Source organism: Rheinheimera sp., from assembly GCF_965283995.1.
In the GTDB taxonomy this organism is placed as follows: Bacteria; Pseudomonadota; Gammaproteobacteria; order Enterobacterales; family Alteromonadaceae; genus Pararheinheimera.
In genome coordinates this window covers 2,478,241-2,499,669 of sequence record NZ_CBDIQG010000001.1, presented here as the reverse complement: position 1 = coordinate 2,499,669, position 21,429 = coordinate 2,478,241, and the positions used below count along the sequence as shown (strand labels likewise).

At 55.0% G+C, this 21,429-nt stretch carries 19 protein-coding genes; 14 read left to right on the top strand and 5 right to left on the bottom strand.

Annotation, left to right across the window (positions count from 1 at the left end; translation table 11 throughout):
• The first annotated feature begins 155 nt into the window (after positions 1–155).
• The 11 genes from ACQ66Q_RS11215 to recG all read left to right on the top strand — a co-directional run bounded on the left by ACQ66Q_RS11215 (position 156) and on the right by recG (position 11,928).
• Positions 156–1,034 (top strand): MaoC/PaaZ C-terminal domain-containing protein, encoded by an 879-nt coding sequence (locus tag ACQ66Q_RS11215; protein WP_430456884.1) that lies wholly within the window; start codon positions 156–158, stop codon positions 1,032–1,034.
• Positions 1,015–3,234, top strand: coding sequence for an alpha/beta hydrolase family protein (locus tag ACQ66Q_RS11210; RefSeq protein ID WP_430456883.1), 2,220 nt, complete (start codon positions 1,015–1,017; stop codon positions 3,232–3,234). Before ACQ66Q_RS11215 ends, ACQ66Q_RS11210 begins: the two co-directional genes overlap by 20 nt.
• 95 nt (positions 3,235–3,329) lie before the next feature.
• Positions 3,330–3,863, top strand: coding sequence for a hypothetical protein (locus ACQ66Q_RS11205; RefSeq protein WP_430456882.1), 534 nt, complete (start codon positions 3,330–3,332; stop codon positions 3,861–3,863).
• A gap of 61 nt (positions 3,864–3,924) precedes the next feature.
• The gene (locus ACQ66Q_RS11200; RefSeq protein WP_430456881.1) at positions 3,925–4,413 is read left to right on the top strand and encodes a PaaI family thioesterase; all 489 of its coding nucleotides are present in this window, start codon (positions 3,925–3,927) and stop codon (positions 4,411–4,413) included.
• Positions 4,414–4,532: 119 nt separating this feature from the next.
• Positions 4,533–5,165 carry a guanylate kinase gene (gene gmk / locus ACQ66Q_RS11195; protein ID WP_430456880.1) on the top strand — a complete coding sequence of 211 codons (633 nt, stop codon included), beginning with the start codon at positions 4,533–4,535 and terminating at the stop codon, positions 5,163–5,165.
• A 48-nt stretch (positions 5,166–5,213) separates the two neighbouring features.
• Positions 5,214–5,489 (top strand): DNA-directed RNA polymerase subunit omega, encoded by a 276-nt coding sequence (gene rpoZ / locus ACQ66Q_RS11190; RefSeq protein ID WP_430456879.1) that lies wholly within the window; start codon positions 5,214–5,216, stop codon positions 5,487–5,489.
• Between the two features lie 121 nt (positions 5,490–5,610).
• Positions 5,611–7,740 (top strand): bifunctional GTP diphosphokinase/guanosine-3',5'-bis pyrophosphate 3'-pyrophosphohydrolase, encoded by a 2,130-nt coding sequence (gene spoT, locus ACQ66Q_RS11185; RefSeq protein ID WP_430456878.1) that lies wholly within the window; start codon positions 5,611–5,613, stop codon positions 7,738–7,740.
• A 5-nt stretch (positions 7,741–7,745) separates the two neighbouring features.
• Entirely contained in the window at positions 7,746–8,138 is a 393-nt protein-coding gene (locus ACQ66Q_RS11180; protein ID WP_430456877.1) for a RidA family protein, read from the top strand.
• An 86-nt stretch (positions 8,139–8,224) separates the two neighbouring features.
• Positions 8,225–8,947: a substrate-binding periplasmic protein gene (locus tag ACQ66Q_RS11175; RefSeq protein ID WP_430456876.1), complete on the top strand. Its 723-nt coding sequence runs from the start codon at positions 8,225–8,227 to the stop codon at positions 8,945–8,947.
• Positions 8,948–8,976: 29 nt separating this feature from the next.
• Positions 8,977–9,744: a substrate-binding periplasmic protein gene (locus tag ACQ66Q_RS11170; protein ID WP_430456875.1), complete on the top strand. Its 768-nt coding sequence runs from the start codon at positions 8,977–8,979 to the stop codon at positions 9,742–9,744.
• A 78-nt stretch (positions 9,745–9,822) separates the two neighbouring features.
• Positions 9,823–11,928: an ATP-dependent DNA helicase RecG gene (recG, locus tag ACQ66Q_RS11165; RefSeq protein WP_430456874.1), complete on the top strand. Its 2,106-nt coding sequence runs from the start codon at positions 9,823–9,825 to the stop codon at positions 11,926–11,928.
• Here recG and ACQ66Q_RS11160 read toward each other — a convergent pair whose 3' ends face one another.
• Positions 11,929–12,192 (bottom strand): hypothetical protein, encoded by a 264-nt coding sequence (locus ACQ66Q_RS11160; RefSeq protein WP_430456873.1) that lies wholly within the window; start codon positions 12,190–12,192, stop codon positions 11,929–11,931.
• Positions 12,193–12,363: 171 nt separating this feature from the next.
• On the opposite strand from ACQ66Q_RS11160, the gene ACQ66Q_RS11155 reads away from it, so the two are divergent.
• Positions 12,364–13,029 (top strand): GntR family transcriptional regulator, encoded by a 666-nt coding sequence (locus ACQ66Q_RS11155; RefSeq protein WP_430456872.1) that lies wholly within the window; start codon positions 12,364–12,366, stop codon positions 13,027–13,029.
• A 181-nt stretch (positions 13,030–13,210) separates the two neighbouring features.
• Positions 13,211–15,316 (top strand): elongation factor G, encoded by a 2,106-nt coding sequence (fusA, locus tag ACQ66Q_RS11150; protein WP_430456871.1) that lies wholly within the window; start codon positions 13,211–13,213, stop codon positions 15,314–15,316.
• 76 nt (positions 15,317–15,392) lie between these two features.
• On the opposite strand, the gene ACQ66Q_RS11145 is transcribed toward fusA, so the two are convergent.
• From ACQ66Q_RS11145 to dapA, 3 genes are read right to left on the bottom strand one after another with little or no spacing between them, the layout of a single operon-like run.
• Positions 15,393–16,931 carry an aldehyde dehydrogenase (NADP(+)) gene (locus tag ACQ66Q_RS11145; RefSeq protein ID WP_430456870.1) on the bottom strand — a complete coding sequence of 513 codons (1,539 nt, stop codon included), beginning with the start codon at positions 16,929–16,931 and terminating at the stop codon, positions 15,393–15,395.
• On the bottom strand, positions 16,931–17,932 hold the full coding sequence (locus ACQ66Q_RS11140) for a 4-hydroxyproline epimerase (protein ID WP_377245159.1): 1,002 nt from the start codon (positions 17,930–17,932) through the stop codon (positions 16,931–16,933). The genes ACQ66Q_RS11145 and ACQ66Q_RS11140 overlap by 1 nt, the downstream gene beginning before the upstream one ends.
• Before the next feature lie 40 nt (positions 17,933–17,972).
• On the bottom strand, positions 17,973–18,944 hold the full coding sequence (gene dapA, locus ACQ66Q_RS11135; protein ID WP_430456869.1) for a 4-hydroxy-tetrahydrodipicolinate synthase: 972 nt from the start codon (positions 18,942–18,944) through the stop codon (positions 17,973–17,975).
• A gap of 117 nt (positions 18,945–19,061) precedes the next feature.
• On the opposite strand from dapA, the gene ACQ66Q_RS11130 reads away from it, so the two are divergent.
• On the top strand, positions 19,062–20,324 hold the full coding sequence (locus tag ACQ66Q_RS11130) for an NAD(P)/FAD-dependent oxidoreductase (RefSeq protein WP_430456868.1): 1,263 nt from the start codon (positions 19,062–19,064) through the stop codon (positions 20,322–20,324).
• A gap of 4 nt (positions 20,325–20,328) precedes the next feature.
• Here the strand turns inward: ACQ66Q_RS11130 and rarD are convergent, their stop codons facing one another.
• The gene (gene rarD, locus ACQ66Q_RS11125; RefSeq protein WP_430456867.1) at positions 20,329–21,219 is read right to left on the bottom strand and encodes an EamA family transporter RarD; all 891 of its coding nucleotides are present in this window, start codon (positions 21,217–21,219) and stop codon (positions 20,329–20,331) included.
• Positions 21,220–21,429: the final 210 nt, after the last annotated feature.

Sequence of the window (21,429 nt, the reverse complement as noted above, 5' to 3'; positions counted from 1 at the left end):
TATTGGCCCTGTGTCATAACAATACGCAACCATCACAAGCTAAAAGCGACAAGTTGTCTGTCGCTGAATTGTAAGCAAATCATCATTGGCCCGGCTGGGCGCTCCGGCTACGCTCTGATAAGCTCGATTTACTGTAAGATATTTTTGGGGATGTGATGCAGGAAAACACTGTCAGGCTGCAGCCGCTACAAGGTCCTTTATGGCCTTTATTGTGCCGGGCTGGCTTCAGTCTGTTGCGTCCGCAACGTGATTTTGGCGCCAACAGCCGGCAGTTCCGCCATCAGCTCCCTGCACCTGCAGTAGCCGCCATTAGTGCCTACCAGCAGCATTTCGCCTTTGCGCCTGAAGCGGTCCCCTTGTGTTTTTATTACCCACTGCTGCAACGGGCACAGCTTGCCAGTATGTTGCAATGCCAAGGGCTACGTGTCGCCGGGTTGATCCATACAGACAACTATCTCGAGGCGCAGCAAGCACAAACCCCGCAAATGCTATATGGCAACGGTCCTGTGCAGATCGACACAGCGCTACACACAGAGAACAATGAAAAAGGCCTGTATTTACGCGTGGAACAACAGCTGTGGCAACAAGGGCAACAGGTTCTGCGCGCCAGTAGCGGCTATCTGTTAAAAAAAATCCCCCGCAGCGCTGCGCCTGCCGCAATAACGGCAGATTTGCCGGTACAGCAGCACCACAGAGTGCTGGCACAGATCCAGACCCAACCGAATGCGGCACATCGTTATGCCCGCTTGTCCGGTGATTTTAATCCGATCCATTTATGGCACTGGTCCGCACGGTTATTTGGCCAACGCCAACCGATTTTACATGGCATGGCGAGCGCGGCGTTGCTATGTCAGGCTCTGCCACAACCGCTGCAAAGCCTGACCTTACGCTTTCGCAAACCGGTGTATCCGGGCTCATTATTGCAGTTATGCCAGATCTCAGACGTCTTACATCATTTGTATGACGGCCAACGGCTGTGCCTGGAAGCCGAGCTGCGCTATTGGCCGGATGCTCATGCATTCGACACCCATTAGCCGGGCGCTACGCGTGTTGCGGCACTGCGGTTTATGGTGCTTGGTGTTTTCTGCCTGCATGCTGCCGGCAACAGCGCTGTGGGCTGACCAATTGTTGACGCAAGAATTACCGCCACTGCCCCGCACAACCCCTGCCGATCTCGGTTTATTGAGACAACAAACCGAGCAACAACAGGCGCTGCCGGTCTATCCGCTGGCGTATTTTTTTCAGCATGAGCAATTCAGTGATCCCCGCTTAACTAAACCGCTGCTGTCGCCGGACGGCCAATGGCTGTTGTATTGGCGCCAACAGGGCTTTAGTTATTGGTTATGTCGCAGCCGTGGCGACGGCGAAGAACAGGTGCTGCTAAAACAGCGCCAACCACCGCCGCCATCGATGGCATTCAGCAATGACCAACAAGGCGTATGGCTCGGCGCTACCGATCTGCTGCAGTATCTGGATCTGAGCCGCAAAGCACTTCGGACCATCTGGCAACCGGGTTTTGCCCTACCCGGTTCGAAACAATTACCCGGCAAATCAGCCGTGTCGTTACTGCAACTCAGCAGTCACGGCGGTATTCTGCAGTGGCAGCGTGACGCCCATGCTGCTGTTGACTACCAGTACTGGCTGGTCAATGCACAAAGCACAGCGCGGCTGCTGCACCAACAAACACAGCCGCTGCAACAGTTGTGGCTCAGCACTGAGGCCAAACCGGAGCTACTGCTGCAGTTCAGTGGCAACCGCTTTGATACCGAAATACAACTCAAACCGGCCGCCAATCGGCAGTTTCAACCGTTGTTATTGTGCCCGGCACCCGCCCGCTGCGTGCCGTTGGCCCGGCAACACGATAACGGCCACTGGTGGCTGCTTAGTGATCAACAGCGTGACGGGCTGAGTTTATTGCAACTGAGTACTGCTGGCAGTGCCGTTTGGCTAACCGCGCCGGAAGCCAATCCCGCTGCGCGCCAGCCTGATCTCAGCAATGTGCTGTTCACCGCCGGCGGCGACTTGCTGGCCAGCGCCAGGCTGACCGTTCAGCTGCGCTGGTATGGTCATACCGCGGCCTGGCAGCAACTACTGCCAAAGGTGCAGGCACTGGCGCCGACCGGCTCTATGCAGCTGCAACTGGCGGCACAAAACCGGGTTTTACTGGCCAGCTTCAGCTTCAGTGACCGTCAGCAGCAACAACACTGGCGGCTGCAAATCAGCCCGCAAGGCCAACTGCTGCAGGCACAGCCGCTGCAACTGACACCACGGCGCCAGGAAAAGCCCGGGGTACCGGCGCAGTTGCTGGTTTGGATATCCAGCGATGGGGAAGCGATCCCTGGTTTTGTTTATTTGCCGCCGGGCCGGCCGCTGGCGCAGTCGCCGATCATCGCCTTGCCGCATGGCGGTCCATTCGAACAGAGCAAACCCGAATACAACGTGCTGGTGCAATTGTTGGTGAATCGTGGTTTTATTGTGCTGCAACCAAATTACCGCAGTTCCACCGGGTTTGGCCGGCGTTTTATCACACTGGCACGCGGCGATTTTGGTCAGCATAATCCGGCATTGCAGGATGTCATCAGCGGACTGGACTGGCTGATCAAGCACGGTATCGGCGATGCGCAGCAACAAGCGATGATCGGCCATTCATTTGGCGCTTATCTGGCGCTGCAGGGCCTCAGCTCAGAACCGCAACGTTTTCGCTTTGCTCTGGCGCTGGCGGCACCGGTAGATCTGGCAGCAACGCTGCAGCGCTATGTGCCGCAAGCCGCTACGCCCCCACAACAACGCCCGCTCAGCCTTGAACTCAATGACTTTGGGGTGCGCTGGCAAGACCCGGCATGGCAGCAACAAATGAGCAGTGAAGCGCCGCTGGCACAAGCCGCACAAATCCAGCGCCCGCTATATTTATGGGCCGGCGGACTGGATGATCGGATCGATGCCGGCACACTGCTGCACTATCAGCAGCTGTTACAACAACTGCAAAAACCGGTACGGCTGTGGCTGGACCCAAACGCCGGCCATCAGCCGCACACCCTTTTATCGCGCCAGTTGCAGCTCTATCTGACGGCCAGCATCAGCCTGGCTCACCTCAAAACCGCCCCACCTTTGTTGCCGATGCAGCCTGCTCAGGCTACCGAACAAACCGGCTTATCGCTGCAACAGGCCAGTCTGGAAGATTTGGACCAACAACTGCAGGCATTAGAAATTGTGCTCCCCCCCGCTGCAAATTAACAGTTAATTAACTACGCTATGGTTTCTGCGGATCAGCGGATCCGCAGCGAACTGCCGGGCACATGGAGTGCCCGCCTGCTCACAAGGACACAGTGATGACGCCGAACTTCCATTTTTTTGCTGTTGCCCTGCTGGCTACAGCGCCTGCCATGGCGCAGGTTGAACAATTTAACGTCGCTCAGTGCGCACAGCTCCAGCTGGCACTGGAGCAAAATCGTGATCTGCAACGCCGCGGCTACCGGCTGAAACAAGAGCTGAAAATCAAAGGGCAACAAGCCCAGCTGGAACTGCAATTACACTATCATTGCCAGCAGCCCGCAGAAAAAACACCACCATCGACCCGGCAGCGTGCCCGCCGCGAATCTGCAAAACGCCCGCCAGTGGCCCCGACGCGCGCACAGGCAAAAACCCGCGCAGCACCCGGACTGCAAATCTCAGAGATCCAGGTGAAAGCGCCGTATCAGGGCGACAAACTGGCGGCCTGGCTACAGTTTTATCAACCGCCTTTTTATTGTTATGGCGTACGCGAGACCGCGCGGATCCGCCAATGTGTCGAACAACGCCAGCAAGCACAGCAACAATTTGAACAACAATATGCCGGGCCGGCCAACGGCATGTACAGACCATGACTTGTCTGACCAGTGACAGTCAGATATGCTGTGGACCGGTTTTTTTCTTTGCGGAGTTGTGATGAAAGTCACTATTAAACAAGCCCAGCGCATGCTGTTCTGGTTCGGACTGCGGTATATCCCGCTGATCGGTTTTTGCAGCCCGAAGATCCGCGAGATGTCGGATAACCATTTGGCGGTGAGCATGCCGCACACCTGGCGAACCAAAAACCATCTGGGCAGTATCTATTTTGGCGCGTTGGCCATTGGCGCCGATTTAGCCGGCGCATTTCTGGTATTCAGTAAAGCGCGTGAACGCGGTATCAATGCCAATTTTGCCTTTAAAGACGTCAAAGGCGAATTTTTAAAACGACCGGAAGCCGAAGTCTGGTTCCGCAGCAATGATGGCGCACTGATCGACGCCATGATGGACGAATCCATTGCCACCGGGCAGCGCGTCAATAAAACGGTCAGTATCACAGTGACCTGCCCATCGCTGCACGGCGATGAACCGATGGCGAATTTCGCGCTGACACTATCGGTCAAAGCCACTGCCAAAAAAGCCGGTTAAGCCGGCACTGCCACGACCTTCAGCGTGTTGTCGCCGCTCTGTGCAGTAATTGCAGCAGGCGGCAGTTCTGCGTACACTGCGTTTTTTGTTGGCAGAGCACCTTTTCAGAGAATTTCCGCATGCAACACTTACCCGGCAACCTGTTTATTCTGTCTGCGCCAAGCGGTGCCGGCAAATCCAGCCTGATCAATGCGTTACTGGCACAACATCAGGACATGCAACTCAGTGTGTCCCACACGACCCGGGCACCCAGACCGGGCGAAACCGATGGGGTGCATTATCATTTTGTCAGTGTTGAACAGTTCAAACAGTTGATTGCCGACGGTGTTTTTCTGGAATGGGCCGAAGTATTCGGTAATTTTTATGGCACGTCGCGCCATGCGATCGAAACTGAGCTGGCTAAAGGCCGCGATGTGTTCTTGGATATCGACTGGCAAGGCGCGCAGCAGATCCGGCCACAAGTGCCAGGCGTGTTATCGGTGTTTATTCTGCCGCCAAGCGTGGCGGAACTGGAAAAACGCCTGAATAACCGCGGCACCGACAGCGCGGAAATTATCGCCAAGCGGATGGCGCAGGCCCAAAGCGAGATCAGCCATGTCACTGAATATGATTATGTTTTAATCAATGATGACTTTCAGCAGTGTCTGCAGCAGTTTGCCGCTGTAGTGCTTTGCCAGCGCCTGACGCTCGCCAAGCAACAACAGAAGCAACCGGCCTTGTTTGCCAGCCTGTTGGCTACATCGGCAAAATAGCGTACACTAACCGGCTTTGAACGAATCAGTCTTATCCCGGAGTGCAAAATGGCGCGCGTAACAGTCGAAGATGCAGTAAATAAAATTGGTAATCGTTTTGACCTGATCCTGGTCGCTTCACGCCGCGCACGTCAGCTCTCGGTAGAAGGCAAAGAAGCAATGGTCGACATCGAAAACGACAAATGCACCGTAGTTGCGTTGCGCGAAATCGAAAAAGGCCTGATCACTGCCGACATCCTGGACCAACAGGAACGTCGCGATCAACTGCAACAAGAAGCTTCAGAAATGGCTGCTGTTGCTGCCATCATCGGTTCAGATCACTAAGTTCTGCTGATCTAAAGCCGAATGCCAACGGGGCCTCCCGTTGGCAAGCCTTTAAAATCCACGTATATTTGAGCTTGTAAGCGGATATTGCCCTGATATCCGGATCCGGAGTCTCATCACTGTGTATTTATTCGAAGGTCTGAAACAACAGATCAGTGCGTACTTGCCGCCTGAGCAGGTTGCCCTGGTGCAACAGGCCTACATGCTTGCGCGCGATGCCCACGCCCCGCAGTTCCGCTCCAGTGGTGAACCTTATATTACCCACCCGGTAGCCGTAACCAGCATTTTGGCTGACATGCGGATGGACCACGAAACGCTGATGGCCGCCCTGTGCCACGACGTAATCGAAGATACCGAATACAACTATGATGATCTGCACCAGCGTTTTGGCGCCACTGTGGCCGAACTGGTGCAGGGTGTGTCGAAACTCGATAAAGTAAAATTTAAAGATATCAAAGAGTTCGAAGTCACCAACCTGCAGAAAATGTTTCTGGCGATGACGCAGGACATTCGGGTGATCCTGATCAAACTGGCCGATCGCACGCACAATATGCGCACCATCGGCGCGTTAAAACCAGAGAAACGCCGCCGTATCGCCCGCGAAACGCTGGAACTCTACGCGCCTATCGCCAATCGCCTCGGTATTCACAACATCAAAAATGAACTGGAAGACTGGGGTTTTCGCGCCTTATATCCGATGCGTTACCGCGCACTGGAAACTGCAGTCAAACAGGCGCGTGGCAATCGCAGCGAAATCATCGATAAAATTCAAAGTGAAATCTCTGCCCGTATTCGCGACGCCGGCATCAGTGCTGATGTCACAGGCCGGGAAAAACACCTGTACAGCATCTACCGCAAGATGAAAAGCAAAGAGCTGATGTTCAACGATGTGATGGACATTTACGGCTTCCGTGTCATCGTCGACAGTGTCGATTCCTGTTATCGCGTGCTGGGTGTCGTGCACAACCTGTACAAGCCGATTGAGATCCGCTTTAAAGATTACATCGCTATCCCGAAACAAAACGGCTATCAGTCGCTGCATACTTCGCTGGTCGGCCCGCATGGCATTCCGGTCGAGATCCAGATGCGCACCCGTGATATGGATGAGATGGCCGACAACGGCATCGCCGCGCACTGGAAATACAAAAAGTCCGGCGAACAAGGCGACAGTGCCGCGCAAATCCGCGCCCGCCGCTGGATGCAAAGCCTGCTGGAAATTCAGCAAAGCGCCGGCAACAGCTACGATTTTGTCGAAAACGTCAAAACAGAACTGTACCCGGATGAACTGTATGTCTTTACGCCTAAGGGCAAAATTGTCGAATTGCCGATTGGCGCCAACGCCGTTGATTTTGCCTATGCCGTGCATACCGATATTGGTAACCGCTGTGTTGGCGTCCGCGTCGACCGCAAACCTTACCCGCTGACCAAAGCGCTGGAAACCGGCCAGACCGTTGAGATCATCACCAGTCCGGGTGGTAAACCCAATGCCAGCTGGCTGAACTACGTCGTGACCAGCCGCGCCATTATGGGCATCCGTAATTTCCTGAAAAAGCAGCAACAAAGCGAAGCTGTGGCGCTGGGTAAACGCCTGCTCGGTTCGGCTCTGGGTGAAGTGAAAATTGAAACCATTGCGCCGGAGCGGGTCGATCGGGTACTGGCACACACGACGAAAAAAACCCTCGACGAGTTATATGCGGATATTGGTCTGGGCAACCAGCTGCCGATCGCCGTGGCGCGCCGTTTGCTCGGCGAATTTGATGAAGCCAGCAGCGTCGCACAGACACCGACTGATGGCAGCCTGCCGTCCAAAGTCAAAGCCGTTATTGTCGGCTCGGAAGGGTTACTGACAACCTTTGCCAAATGCTGCCGGCCTATTCCGGGCGACCCAATCGCCGCCAGTGCATCTCCGGGCAAGGGCCTGAACGTGCACCGTGCCGAGTGCCGCAATATCCGCGGCTGGGAAAAAGAGCCGGGCAAATATTTCCCGGTGAAATGGGACAAAACCGGTGATAAACAATTTCTGGTCGATATCCGCGTGTTTATCGTAAATAAACAAGGCATGCTGGCCAAACTGACCACAGTGATTGCGTCGCAGGACTCCAATATTCAGGATTTAGCGACCGACGATCGCGATTCCGGCGATTACGTGATTAAAATCACTTTATCGGTACGGGACCGTATTCATCTGGCCAATGTTATGCGTAAAATCCGGGTCACGCCGGATGTGATTAAAGTATACAGAAGGAAGTAACTAGCATGTCCAAAGTCATTATCAGCACTGCCCAGGCCCCTGCCGCGATCGGCACTTATTCTCAGGCGGTCAAGATTGGTACGACGGTCTATCTGAGCGGTCAAATCCCGCTGGTTCCTGCGACAATGCAGCTGGTATCGGAAGATTTTGCCGAGCAGGCGCATCAGGTGTTTAAAAATCTGGCTGCGGTCTGTGATGCCGCCGGTGGCAGCATCAACGATATGGTCAAAGTGAATATCTTCCTGACCGACCTCAGCAAATTTGCCACCGTCAACGAAATCATGGCGCAATACTATAGCCAGCCATACCCAGCCCGCGCTGCAGTGCAGGTCAGCGCCCTGCCACGTGCCGCCCAGATTGAAATTGACGGTGTGATGGAGCTGCCATCAACCAATTAAGCAGTCTGTACCGCTGGCTGCTGCAGCCACTGGTCTTTATCGCGCTCCTGCTATCATCTGCTGCCCAAGCAGCAGATGACAAACCAGTGCTGTACTGGTGTCTGGACCATTTCCCGCGCTTCCACGAATTCCAGCGCCCTGACCGCCCGGTCGGTGCTTCAGTTGATCTGATGCAGGAACTGGCCCGTCGGGCCGGGTTTAGTATCAAATTTAGCCCGCGTACGCCGGTCGCCCGCTGTTTCCGCCAAATGGCCAGCGGCGAAGCCGATCTGATGACCAATCTGAACAATACGCCGGAACGTCAGGCACTGATGCAGATGTTTCCTTACAGCGAACGTATTCCGGAGTCGTTGTACCAGCGTGGGGACGATCCACGCACCATCAATCAGCTCAGTCAACTTGAACATCTGACGCTGGCGACAGTGCGAAACTACGCCTATCATCCGGATCTGATGACGCTGATCCGTCATCTGGGGCCAAATCGGCAGGTCGAAGTCGCCAGTATCGCAGCAGGTTTTGATGTGTTAGCCAAAGGCCGGGTGGATGGTCTGATAGTGCCGCGTTTCAGTTCGCTGGATTATCTGTACAACACACCCAGGTTGCATCAGAAATTTAAACGCGCCCCGCTGATGCTGAAAACGGCGACACCGCAGTTTATCTATATTGGATTTTCACGCTCCAGCCGTCACGCAAATCTGGCTGGCGTGATTGAACGCACAATCGCTGAAATGATGGCAGATGGAACTGTCAGCCGTTTATATGCACCGGATGCTGCTCAGACCGATGTATCTATATTGGTTGGTAACTAAACTCAGGCCTCGGCCACAGGGAGTTGCAGATGTCGGTACGGTTCGGCTTAATTGCACTGTTATTGCTTGGCAGCCACCTGCCAGTCAGCGCCGCCGATGACGCAGCCATAGCCGCAGATCGCACTAAACCTGTTTTGCAATGGTGCCTGCACCACCTGCCGCCCCGCCACAGCTACTTACCCGGAAAAACTCCATCAGGACCGATGGTCGATATGATGCAGGAACTGGCCACTGCCAGCGGATTTACCCTGACGTTCAGTCCGCCCACGCCAAGCAGCCGTTGTCTGAAGTTACTGGAACAAGGCAAAACTGATTTGATGATGGGGCTGGTGTTCACCGAAGCGCGCGATGCAGTGTATTTGATGGCGCCTTTTGACGAAGTGCGGATGAACAGCTTTTTTGTCGCGCCGCACAGCCCGCAGCTGCAGAATCAGCAAGATCTGCGCGGCCGGATCGTCGTGCTGACGAAAGACCGGGTTTACCCGTCCTCATTCTTAAAGCTATTGCAGGAGCTGCATATGCGGGTGGTCTGGGGCAAGGATCTGGAAAGCGCGCTGGCACTGCTGCTGTACCAACAAGCCGAATTGTACGCCGGACCTTTGCACTACACCGCCCTCGAGTTACAGAAAAACCCGCGGTTTAAAACGCTCAAATTAAACGACTGGCAATTGCCATCAGATCCCGAGCAACAAAGTTATCTCGCGATGTCGCGGCTCAGTCCGCATCGTGACCTGTGGCCGGTGATTAGTGCCGAACTGCAGAAAATGGTCGACGCGAAAAAAACCCATTTTTATTGAAGACCGCCTGATGCGCAGCAAATCATCCTGGTTTTCCGTTATGATGCGGCACATGACTGTCTGCGGACCTGACTGAATTTGAGCCGGACCTCCCTCGCTAATCTTGCCATTGTGCACCTCAAAGGTGTTGGTGCCAAAACTGCCGCTTTGCTGGAAAAACTGGGCCTGCATTCAGTACAGGACATTTTGTTCCACCTGCCATTGCGCTATGAAGACCGCACCCGCGTCTGTCCGATCGCGGATACCTGGCCGGCCCAGCAAGTCAGCGTGCAGGGCGTGGTGCAAAGCAGTGAGATCACCTTTGGCAAAAGGCGCAGCTGGGTCGTCGTGCTGCGCGACGGCAGCGGCTCCATCACGCTGCGGTTTTTCCATTTCAGCGCGGCGCAGAAAAATGCCGTCGAACCCGGTGTGGTGCTGCGCTGTTTCGGCGAAATCAAACGCGGCATGCGCGGCGTCGAGATGCTGCACCCCGAATACAAAGTGATTAAAGATGAGGCCGGCCCTGAACTGGCGGAAACGCTGACGCCGGTGTATCCGACCACAGAAGGACTGAAACAGGGCAGCTGGCGCACGCTGACGGAACAGGCGTTAGTCGAACTACGCCGCGCTGCGCCGGAAGAATATCTGGCACCGTTGTTTGCGATGCAAAGTCAGCAGGCCGGCCACTGGCAGGCCTGGAGCCTCAGCGATGCGCTGTTCTACCTGCACCGGCCCCCACCAGATGCCTCGTTACAACTACTTGAGCTGGGCCAGCATCCGGCGCAGCAACGACTGATATTTGAAGAACTGGTCGCACAACAACTCAGCATGTTACAGATTAGAAGTCAGTCGCGCGGTCAGGCCGCCCGTGCTATAGGCGCAGATCCGCGCTACACGCCGCAATTGCTCGCTAGCCTGCCGTTTAGTCCCACCGGCGCGCAACAACGGGTTCTGGCCGATATTCAGTGTGATTTAGCCAAAGCTGAACCTATGCTGCGGCTGGTTCAAGGTGATGTGGGTTCTGGTAAAACGCTGGTCGCGGCCTTATCGGCCTTGCCAGTGATCCATGCAGGCTTTCAGGTCGCCTTGATGGCACCGACCGAACTGTTGGCCGAACAACATGCCGCCACCTTCCGGCGCTGGCTGGAGCCGCTGGGGATCCAAATCGCCTGGCTCGGCGGCAAAAGCAAAGGTAAAGCCCGTGAGACTGAACTGGCGGCCATTGCCGATGGCAGCGCCCAGCTGGTGATTGGCACCCACGCGTTATTTCAGCAGCAGGTCCAGTTTGCAGCATTGGCACTGGCCATCATCGATGAGCAACATCGTTTTGGCGTGCATCAGCGCCTCGAACTGCGCGCCAAAGGTGCGGTGCAGGGCTTTGCGCCCCATCAGCTGGTGATGACCGCGACGCCGATCCCACGCACGCTGGCGATGACGGCTTATGCTGATCTGGATACCTCGGTCATCGACGAACTGCCGCCGGGCCGCACACCAGTCACCACAGTGGCCGTGCCGGATACGCGGCGGGCCGAAGTGGTCAGCCGGGTCAAGCAAGTAGTGCAGGAACAAGGCCGCCAAGCCTATTGGGTCTGTACTCTGATTGACGAATCTGATGCGTTGCAATGTCAGGCGGCGGAGATCACCGCCACCGAACTGACTGCAGCCTTGCCGGAACTCAATATCGGCCTGGTCCATGGCCGGTTAAAAAGCAGCGAAAAACAAGCGGTGATGCAGGCGTTTGCGCGCAACGAATTACAACTGTTGGTTGCCACGACCGTGATTGAAGTGGGCGTAGATGTCCCCAATGCCAGCCTGATGATCATCGAAAACCCGGAACGGCTGGGTCTGGCGCAGCTGCATCAGCTCAGAGGCCGGGTTGGCCGTGGCAGTGCTGCATCGCACTGCGTGCTGTTGTTTCACGCGCCATTATCGCCAACTGCCCAGGCACGCCTCAGTGTGCTCAGAGACAGCAATGATGGTTTTGTTATCGCACAGCGTGATTTGGAAATTCGTGGTCCCGGTGAGTTACTCGGCACCCGTCAGACCGGTCTGGTCAGTTATCGCATTGCCGATCTGAGCCGGGATCAGGACTTTATTCCGGCGGCACAACAGGCAGCGAAGCAGCTATGGCAACAAGACCCGCGCGGCAGCGAAGCGCTGATCCGGCGCTGGCTTGGTTATCGCGAGTTGTACGCCCAGGCCTGATCAAGCTTCCAGCCACAATTTACGCACCGCCGCGACCGACGGGTGTGAGATCAGCACCTGCGCTTCCTCTAACAGCTGCGCAGTGTCAATCGACTGCTGCAGATGTAAACGCAGCACCAGACAGGCTTCGTCATGATACTGCGCCAGCTCAGGTGCGCTGATATCGTGCACTGCCGGGTGTTTCAGGTCGTAACCACATTGCTCGGCCACTTCCTGCAAGGTCACGTCATCATCGGATATTTCAACTGCAATAAATAATTTCATCTGGCTGGTTCCGCGAAGCTGTATAGTGATCGCGATTGTGCCACAAAGCAGCCGTGCACCGCAGCTGTGCTGACCATCTGCCAACGGCTGATGAAAACTGTTGGACGCAGAGCTGCATCTGCTTGGTATACTGTATTTTTTTGTGTTCCAGCCAAAAACAGCGGATCCCTGATGAGTATCGAATACAAAACCCGTACCCAAGTTGTCGCGGAAGTGATTCGGCAGAAAATTCTGTCCGGTGAGATCAAAGGTGGCGCGCCGCTGCGCCAGGCCGCCTTGGCCGAAGAGCTGAACGTCAGCCGCATTCCGATCCGCGAAGCCTTATTGCAGCTTGAAGCCGAAGGACTGGTCGAATTTGAGGCGCATAAAGGCGCTACTGCAACGCGTTTGTCCGCTGATCAGGTCTGTGAGCTGTTTGAGCTGCGCGCGATGCTGGAAACGGATTTGTTACGCCGCGCCATTCCGCTATTGACTCAACAAGACCTGACCGACGCCGAATCGCTGCGCCAGCAAATGGCCAGCGCCTATCAGCAGCAAGACAGTTCCGGCTGCTGGAGCGTGCTGAATACCCAGTTCCATTTGACCTTGTACCGCGCTGCCGGCCGGCCGCTGAGTTTGGAGCTGGTGCAGCAACTGCTGACCACGGCGGATCGCTATATCCGTGTCCATCTGATGTTGGCTGGCGGCGTACAAAAAGCGGATCCGGAACACAGCGAACTGCTAAAATATTGCCGGGAAGGCAAGGTGGACGCGGCCTGTACCCTGCTGCAACAGCATATTCTGGGCGCAGCTGAGGAAGTGAGAAATATCGTCGCGAGTTTACAGCAGGCAGGCTGATACGACGATTCTGCGTCACACCAACAATGCATTCAGACGGCTGCACTGCCAAATTTTGACCAGTACAGCCAGTAAATTGCGACAGATCTGTGAATCCGACGCGGTCGCTGCTTTTTTTTCGGGCAAAACCGGATCTTTTCCTGTATATTGTCGCCCTATTTTCAAACCCTAGCTTATCGAGATGACTATGTCAGCAGATTTATCGTTATACAGAAACATTGGTATCTTCGCCCACGTTGATGCCGGCAAAACCACTACTACCGAACGTATCCTGAAACTGACCGGTAAAATCCATAAGATAGGTGAAGTTCACGAAGGTGAATCTACCACCGACTTCATGGTTCAGGAAGCTGAGCGCGGTATTACTATCCAGTCAGCTGCTGTAACCTGTTTCTGGAAAGGTTTCCGTTTCAACGTTATCGATACCCCGGGTCACGTTGACTTCACCGTTGAAGTTTACCGTTCTCTGAAAGTATTAGACGGTGGTATCGGTGTATTCTGTGGTTCTGGCGGTGTTGAACCTCAGTCAGAAACCAACTGGCGTTATGCCAACGATGCGAAAGTATCTCGTCTGATCTTCGTTAACAAGTTAGACCGTATCGGTGCTGACTTCATCCGCGTAACAGAGCAAGTTAAAAACGTTCTGGGCGCTCAGCCATTAATCATGACTCTGCCAATCGGCCGCGAAGACACCTTCGTTGGTGTGGTTGACCTGCTGTCTGAAAAAGCTTACGTGTGGGATGACTCTGGTCTGCCAGAAAACTACAAAGTAACTGATATCCCGGCTGACATGCTGGATGACGTTGCTATGTACCGCGAACAGCTGATCGAAACTGCTGTTGAGCAGGACGACGACCTGTTAATGGCGTACATGGAAGGTGAAATGCCAACTGTGGAACAAGTTAAAGCTTGTATCCGTAAAGGTACCCGTGAACTGGCATTCTTCCCAACTTACTGTGGTTCAGCCTTCAAAAACAAAGGTATGCAATTACTGTTAGACGCAGTTGTTGATTACCTGCCATCTCCAACTGAAGTAAATCCACAGCCACTGACTGACGAAGAAGGCGCGCCAACTGGCGAATACGCTATCGTTTCAGCAGACGAGCCATTCCGCGCTCTGGCATTCAAAATCATGGACGACCGTTTCGGCGCTCTGACTTTCGTACGTATTTACTCAGGTGTTCTGAACAAGGGTGATACCTTACTGAACTCATTCACTGGTAAAACCGAGCGTATCGGCCGTATGGTTGAGATGAACGCGAACGACCGTACTGACCTGACCACTGCTCAGGCTGGTGACATCATCGCGTTAGTGGGTCTGAAGAACAACACGCAAACTGGTCACACACTGTGTGATCCAAAACACGAATGTACTTTAGAACCAATGATCTTCCCAGAGCCGGTTATCTCTATCTCTGTCACGCCAAAAGACAAAGGTTCAGTTGAGAAAATGGGTATCGCTATCGGTAAGATGGTTGCAGAAGATCCAACTTTCCGTGTTGAAACTGATGTTGATTCAGGCGAAACCATCCTCAAAGGCATGGGCGAACTGCACTTAGATATCAAAGTAGACATTCTGAAACGTACTTACGGTGTTGAATTAGTTGTTGGTCAACCACAGGTTGCTTACCGCGAAACTATCACTCGTGAAGTTGAAGACAGCTACACGCACAAGAAACAATCTGGTGGTTCAGGTCAATACGGTAAAATCGACTACCGCATTCGTCCAGGTGAGCAAAACTCAGGCTTCACTTTCAAATCAACAGTTGTTGGTGGTAGCGTACCAAAAGAATTCATGCCTGCAATCGAGAAAGGTTTCCAGAGCATGATGTCAACCGGTACTATGGCTGGCTTCCCGGTATTAGACGTAGAAGTTGAAGTATTCGACGGTGGTTTCCACGCAGTTGACTCATCAGCCATCGCGTTCGAAATCGCTGCGAAAGGCGCATTCCGTCAAACTATGCCTAAAGCTGGTGCTCAGCTGTTAGAGCCAATCATGAAAGTTGACGTATTCACTCCAGAAGACCACGTTGGTGACGTGATCGGTGACTTAAACCGTCGTCGCGGCATGATCTCTGGTCAGGAAGCTGGCGTCACTGGCGTACGTATCAAAGGCGACGTACCACTGTCTGAGATGTTCGGTTACATCTCTACACTGCGTACTATGACTTCTGGCCGTGGTCAGTTCTCGATGGAATTCTCTCACTACTCGCCATGCCCGGCGAACGTGTCTGAAGCAGTTATTGCCAAAGAGAAAGAAAAGAAAGCTGCAGCTGCTAAGAACTAATTAGCGCTCCGCTTTAAAAAAGCCCCGCGATTGCGGGGCTTTTTATTTGGTTTTTACTCAGGCTCAGCAGCCCTTGTTATGCGCCAAAATTCTGCCAGCATAAAGGCCGGACAAAACGCTGATAAGCCGCTGTGCCCACCGCAGTAAAACGCAGATCGGTACTGGCCGGGAAAGGCCCGCCATGTTGCATTGCCGCACAGACTTCGACACCGGTCGGCATCTGATTGCGGATCAATCGGCCCGCCAGATCCGGTAATTGCTGCAGCAATGCCGCATGGGTCTGTAAATCCTGCTCGGTGCCATATACAGTGGCCGTCAGCTGGCCATGCAAAGTCGGTATGACCGTATATAACTCAGCCAGACTGCGATAGCGGATTAGCACAGTCGCAGGGCCAAAAATCTCCTGCTGTAATTGCGGTAAGTCAGCCCATAACGACGCATCGGTGACAAACAGTCGCGGTAACACCTGACAACCCGCTTCCGCCACTTCGGCCCGTCCGGTCGCCAACAGCGTGACGCCATCAAGCTTTGCTAATAGCGCACAGCCATGCCGATACGACTCGGCAATTTTCGGCGTCAGTAAAGTGCCTGCTGTCGTGGCGTTGAAACTGGCAGCAAGTGTTTGCAACAACGCGGGGGTTTCTGCCAGTTCCGGCACAAATACCAGACCAGGTCGGGTACAGAACTGCCCATTGCCCAGTAGCACGGACTGCGCCAGTGCGGTCGCGAAACTATCGCCGTGCTGCGCTAACTGATCCGGCAATAAACACAGCGGGTTTTGTGAACCCAGTTCACCATAAAACGGCACCGGCACCGCACGCTGCTGGATCAGCCGCTGAAAATGCAGGCCCAGTTGCTGTGAACCGGTAAAGGCTACTGCCTTGACTACCGGGTGTTGTAGCAATTGTTCAGCAAACGCATGTTGCTGAGCAAACACCAGCTGAAACACGCCTGGCGGCAAATCGCAGTCGCGGCGCGCCCGATCAATCGCCTGCGCCACCAGTGCCGATGTCGCCGGATGCGCATTATGTGCTTTGACAATGACCGGGCAGCCCGCCGCCAATGCACTGGCGGTATCGCCACCCGCCACCGAAAACGCCAACGGAAAATTACTGGCAGCAAACACCAGCACCGGCCCCAGCGGTACAACGTCCAGCCGCAGCTCCGGTCCCGGCAGCGGCACGCGCTGCGGTTGCACACTTTGATATACAATGTCTGCCGGTTCATTCAGCAGTGCGGCAAACAGCCGCAACTGTGCACAGGTGCGGCCACGTTCCCCTTCGACCCGCGCCTGCGGTAAGGCGGTTTCTGCCATCACAGTGTCAATCAGCACCGCTCCCAGCGCTTCAATTTCCAGCGCAATTTGGCGTAAAAACGCCGCCCGCTGCGCCCGGCTGCTGTGACGGTACTGGCTAAAGGCGGCCGCAGCGCTTGCAGTCAGTTCGGTCAGTTCAGCTGAACCCGCTTCCGGGAAATACCAGGGTAACGCGCTATTTTGCGCCGGTGCGTAGCTGTGAAATGCCAGATCAGCCTCACCTTGCCAGCGCCCATTAATCAGGTGCTGGGCGTGAAACGGCGTGTCACGGTCGTGCAGCCTGTCGGTAAAAGTATTCATTAACGCACCTCAAAACCAAAAGCATAAGGATCCGCATCATCGACGCGGATCTGATTGGCGCCATATACCTGTGCCCAGCCAGCGATAGACGGGATCATCGCCGGCAGGCCTGCGACCTCAGTGGCGGCTTCCACCACACCAGTGAACTGGCTGCCGATAATGCTTTCATGGACAAAGCGGTCACCGACTTTGAGCTGACCCCGCGCATACAGCTGCGCCATCCGCGCGCTGGTGCCGGTACCACAAGGGGAACGGTCAATAGCCCCGTCGCCATAGAACACCGCATTGGCGGCATCTGAACCCGGCGTTTTCGGCTTGCCGGTCCATTGCACATGACTGATGCCCTGAATACTGGCATCGAGCGGATGCACGCAGGAATAATGCTGATTGGCGATAGTGCGTACTAATGGGCTGTAACGCAGCACATCGGCGGCGGTCCAGTGCTCCAGACCAGGGAAATTCGCCTGTGGCTCGACAATCAAATAGAAGTTGCCGCCATAGGCCACGTCAAAGCGGATCTGGCCTAAGCCCGGCACTTCAATCTCACCATCTTTGATCGCCAGAAAAGACGCGACGTTACGGATCTTCACCGAAGTCACCTTGTCGCCGTCACGTTGAAAAGTGACCTGCACTTGCCCGGCCGGCACATCCAGCACCAGCTGCCCCGGCACTTTAGGCTGCAGCAGCCCCGCTTCCAGTGCTGCCGTCACAGTGCCGATGGTGCCGTGCCCACACATCGGCAGACAGCCGCTGGTTTCGATAAACAGCACCGATGCATCGGCATTGGCGCTGCACGGTGGGTATAAAAATGCGCCGGACATCATGGCGTGGCCACGCGGCTCGAACATCAGCGCCTGGCGGATCCAGTCAAATCTGGCCAGAAAATCCAGCCGTTTCTCACTCATAGTCTGGCCGTTCAGCTGCGGATGGCCGCTGGTGACCAGCCGCACCGGATTGCCGCAAGTATGGGCGTCGATACAAAAAAAGGTGCCTTTCAGCATCGGTATGCTCCTGTTTGACCGCAGCCGGCCAGATGATGAATTATTGCTGCAGCAGACGCTGATAATGGCTCAGATCCGGCCGGCTCGCGAGCGCCTCTGCCAGCACTTTTTCGACATAAGCGCGCTCATCACCGATTAACGTCAGCCGTGGCAAGCGCACCTGCTCACTGCCGCGTCCGACCAATTGCTCAGCGAATTTGATGCATTGCACCAGCGTCGGGATCGTATCGAGGCGCAGTAGCGGCATAAACCAACGATAAATTTCGCGCGCTTCTGTTAAATAACCGGCACGGGCCAACGCAAACAAAGTGACAGACTCGCGCGGGAAGACGTTGGTCAGACCGGAGATCCAGCCGGTTGCACCGAGCAACACCGACTCCAGCGCAATATCGTCGACGCCACAGAAAATCACAAACCTGTCGCCAAAGCGGCTTTGCAACTCAGTGATGCGACGGGTATCGGTGGTCGATTCTTTAATCGCAACGATGTTCGGCTCTTCCGCCAGAACCGCCGTCATCTGCAGATTGATATCAACCCCATAACTGACAGGATTGTTGTAAATCATGATAGGTAATGTCGTGGCGCGTGCGACGGTCTGATAATGCACCAGCACTTCGCGATCGGTACCGCGATAAACCACGGCCGGCAACAACATAATGCCATCCACGCCGATTTGTTGCGCATCCTGCACATAGGTCACCGCATCTGTGGCACTATGTTCTGTACAACCTGCAATCACCGGGATCCGGCCGGCGACAGTCCGCACTGTATGTTGCAGAAATTCACGTTTTTCTGCCGCGCTGAGCGACGCATTTTCGCCGATAGTGCCAAGCGCGATGATCCCGTCGATGCCATCGGCGATCAGTTGCTCCAGCATCCGCTGATTTTCGGCAAAGTTAATGCTGCCATCCGCATGAAACTGCGTTGAAATCGCCGGAAATACCCCGGCCCAATTCACGCTGGATGGGCTACGCTGGGTAGATGAAGTTGTTGTGTTAGTTGTAGTGGGCATAGACCCATCCCCTGTAATTGAAATTGCATTGACGTTCGAACTTGATTTTAGGATATTGTATACAATCTTATCAATCAAGCAAAATATACTCTGGGAAGAAGAGGGACAGAACAACAGATGCAACTCATCAGTGTGATAGGCGCAGGCGTCGTTGGCCTTGCGACTGCAGTCCAACTGCAACAAGCCGGTTATCAGGTTACTCTCATCGACAAAGACGGGCCAGCTGCCGGTTGTTCCAGCGGCAATGCCGGTCATTTTGCGACGGAACAGGTGTTTCCGCTGGCTTCTTTTGCCGTGCTGCGACAATTACCCATCATGTTATTAAATCCGACCGGGCCGCTGCGCTTACGAGCTGGTTATTTGCTGCGTGCGCTGCCATGGTTGCTGCGCTTTGTCGCCAATGTGGCCCCGGGCCGGCAACAGGCACTGCAGCAAGCACTTAGTGCGTTAAATCAGCAGGCACTGCCGGCGTGGCAACGGTTACTGGCGGCGACGCAGGCCGAGGATCTGGTGCAGTATCGTGGCGCGCTGTTGGTATCCGAACAAGTCAGCCTGAAAAAGCTGGCCGCGACGTTCAGGCAATATCAGCAGGCCGGTGTGTCGGTGCGCTGGCTGGAACAAGCCGCGTTAATAGCCCGCGAACCGGCGCTCAGTCCCAAAGTACAAGGCGCGATTGAGTTCCCGGATGTAGCGCATACGGTTGACCCATATGCACTGTGTATGCGGTTGTTTGCCAAATTTCAGGCGCTTGGCGGCGAGTTCCGCCAACATGAAGTGCGTCGCATCAGAGCACATGCCGATGGCTATATGTTAGATCTGGCCGAAGGTACAGCGGCAGGCTACAGCGGTCAGATGGCGCAGCAAATCCGCACACCGCAGCTGGTGATCAGCGCCGGCGCCTGGTCGCATCAGCTGTGCCGGCAACTGGGCTGGAAAGTGCCGCTGGAAGCGGAGCGTGGTTATCATCTGATGACCCAAAGCCGGCCGCTGCAATGTCCGGTCAGTTCGCTGGAACGCAAGTTCATTATGACGCCGATGCAGCAGGGACTGCGGCTGGCCGGTACTGTCGAATTTGCCGGGCGCAACAGCAAACCGGATTACCGCCGCGCAAAGGTGTTATTGCGCCACGCCAATCAACTGTTGGCTGAACCAACGGCGGCCGATCCGCAGGCTGAACCCTGGGCAGGTAACCGACCCTCGTTACCGGATTCATTACCGGTGCTCGGCGCCTGTCCGAAGCTCCCGGGCGTGTTTTACAACTTCGGCCATCAGCATCTGGGGCTGACCTGGGCGGCCTGTAGTGCAGAGATATTGCTGGCCACCATCCGTGGTGACAAGCCGGCGGTGGCGGTCACGCCCTACCGCATTAACCGGTTCTGAAGCTTTAGCGCGGGCGGCGCAAATGCCGCCAGGCGTCGAATGAATACAAGCCTAACGCCGCCCAGATAAAACCAAAGGTCAGCAGTTTGCTTGGATCCAACGCTTCGTTGTACAGAAACACGCCAAATACAAACATAAAACTCGGGCCTATGTACTGGAAAAATCCCATCGTTGACAGCTGCAGCCGTTTCGCCGCCGCGATAAAACACAGCAAGGGCAATGTGGTCACGACACCGGCGGCAATCAGCCACAGATTCAGACTGAGCGGGTTTTGTGTCAGATTGGCATAAGGACTGTCGGCAAACTGCCACCAATAGCACAGCGCCAGGGGCATCAGCAGTAGCGATTCAATAAAGAGCCCGCTGATAGCATCGGTCGCCAGTTTTTTCCGGAACAGGCCATACAACGCAAAGCTACCGGCCAGCACTAAGGCGATCCATGGCAAAGAGCCAAAATGGATCAGCTGCAGCACGACACCACCAAACGCCAGCGCCACCGCGGTCCACTGCAGTGGCCGCAGGCGCTCGCCGAGAAACACCATACCCAGCAGCACATTCAGCAACGGATTGATGTAATAACCAAGACTGGCGTCGAGCATATGCTGATTGTTGACGGCCCAGATAAACAAGCCCCAGTTGCCAGCCAGCAATAACGCGGTCCCCAGCATCGCTGCCACCATTTTGGGTTGCCGTAACACTGCCGCCACTTTTGGCCACTGTTGCAGCACCGTCAGCACAATGGCCAGTAGCAGGAAAGACCAAACAATACGGTGTAACAAAATTTCCAGGGCCGGTACTTCGTCGATCTGTTTGAAATACAAAGGGGCTATGCCCCAGAGGGTATAAGCGGTCGCAGCAAAAGCGCCGCCGATTTTTTGTTCGCGTGTCAGTGACATTCGGGGGTTCGCCTTGCACCCGCCCTGCGCTGAATTATCCGATATAAAACGGCGGGCCGGCAAAGCAGGTATTTTAGCGGATGTCAGAACACACCGATACCAAAGCCGGGGCAACGGACTGTTTATTGTGGGCAACAATAAAATGGCGTGGGAGCCCGGATTCGCTGTGATGTCGGCGGCAAGCCAAATTTTTGGCTTGCCGAAATCCCT

What these genes read in the sequence shown, in the direction of transcription:
- ACQ66Q_RS11180 (WP_430456877.1), top strand. Translation starts at nt 7,746, where the DNA reads ATGTCCAAAGTCATTATCAGCACTGCCCAGGCCCCTGCCGCGATCGGC.
- ACQ66Q_RS11200 (WP_430456881.1), top strand. Translation starts at nt 3,925, where the DNA reads ATGAAAGTCACTATTAAACAAGCCCAGCGCATGCTGTTCTGGTTCGGA.
- ACQ66Q_RS11140 (WP_377245159.1), bottom strand. Translation starts at nt 17,932, where the DNA reads ATGCTGAAAGGCACCTTTTTTTGTATCGACGCCCATACTTGCGGCAAT.
- ACQ66Q_RS11210 (WP_430456883.1), top strand. Translation starts at nt 1,015, where the DNA reads ATGCATTCGACACCCATTAGCCGGGCGCTACGCGTGTTGCGGCACTGC.
- fusA (WP_430456871.1), top strand. Translation starts at nt 13,211, where the DNA reads ATGACTATGTCAGCAGATTTATCGTTATACAGAAACATTGGTATCTTC.
- ACQ66Q_RS11130 (WP_430456868.1), top strand. Translation starts at nt 19,062, where the DNA reads ATGCAACTCATCAGTGTGATAGGCGCAGGCGTCGTTGGCCTTGCGACT.
- rarD (WP_430456867.1), bottom strand. Translation starts at nt 21,219, where the DNA reads ATGTCACTGACACGCGAACAAAAAATCGGCGGCGCTTTTGCTGCGACC.
- ACQ66Q_RS11215 (WP_430456884.1), top strand. Translation starts at nt 156, where the DNA reads ATGCAGGAAAACACTGTCAGGCTGCAGCCGCTACAAGGTCCTTTATGG.
- dapA (WP_430456869.1), bottom strand. Translation starts at nt 18,944, where the DNA reads ATGCCCACTACAACTAACACAACAACTTCATCTACCCAGCGTAGCCCA.
- ACQ66Q_RS11170 (WP_430456875.1), top strand. Translation starts at nt 8,977, where the DNA reads ATGTCGGTACGGTTCGGCTTAATTGCACTGTTATTGCTTGGCAGCCAC.
- rpoZ (WP_430456879.1), top strand. Translation starts at nt 5,214, where the DNA reads ATGGCGCGCGTAACAGTCGAAGATGCAGTAAATAAAATTGGTAATCGT.
- ACQ66Q_RS11160 (WP_430456873.1), bottom strand. Translation starts at nt 12,192, where the DNA reads ATGAAATTATTTATTGCAGTTGAAATATCCGATGATGACGTGACCTTG.
- ACQ66Q_RS11145 (WP_430456870.1), bottom strand. Translation starts at nt 16,931, where the DNA reads ATGAATACTTTTACCGACAGGCTGCACGACCGTGACACGCCGTTTCAC.
- gmk (WP_430456880.1), top strand. Translation starts at nt 4,533, where the DNA reads ATGCAACACTTACCCGGCAACCTGTTTATTCTGTCTGCGCCAAGCGGT.
- ACQ66Q_RS11205 (WP_430456882.1), top strand. Translation starts at nt 3,330, where the DNA reads ATGACGCCGAACTTCCATTTTTTTGCTGTTGCCCTGCTGGCTACAGCG.
- ACQ66Q_RS11155 (WP_430456872.1), top strand. Translation starts at nt 12,364, where the DNA reads ATGAGTATCGAATACAAAACCCGTACCCAAGTTGTCGCGGAAGTGATT.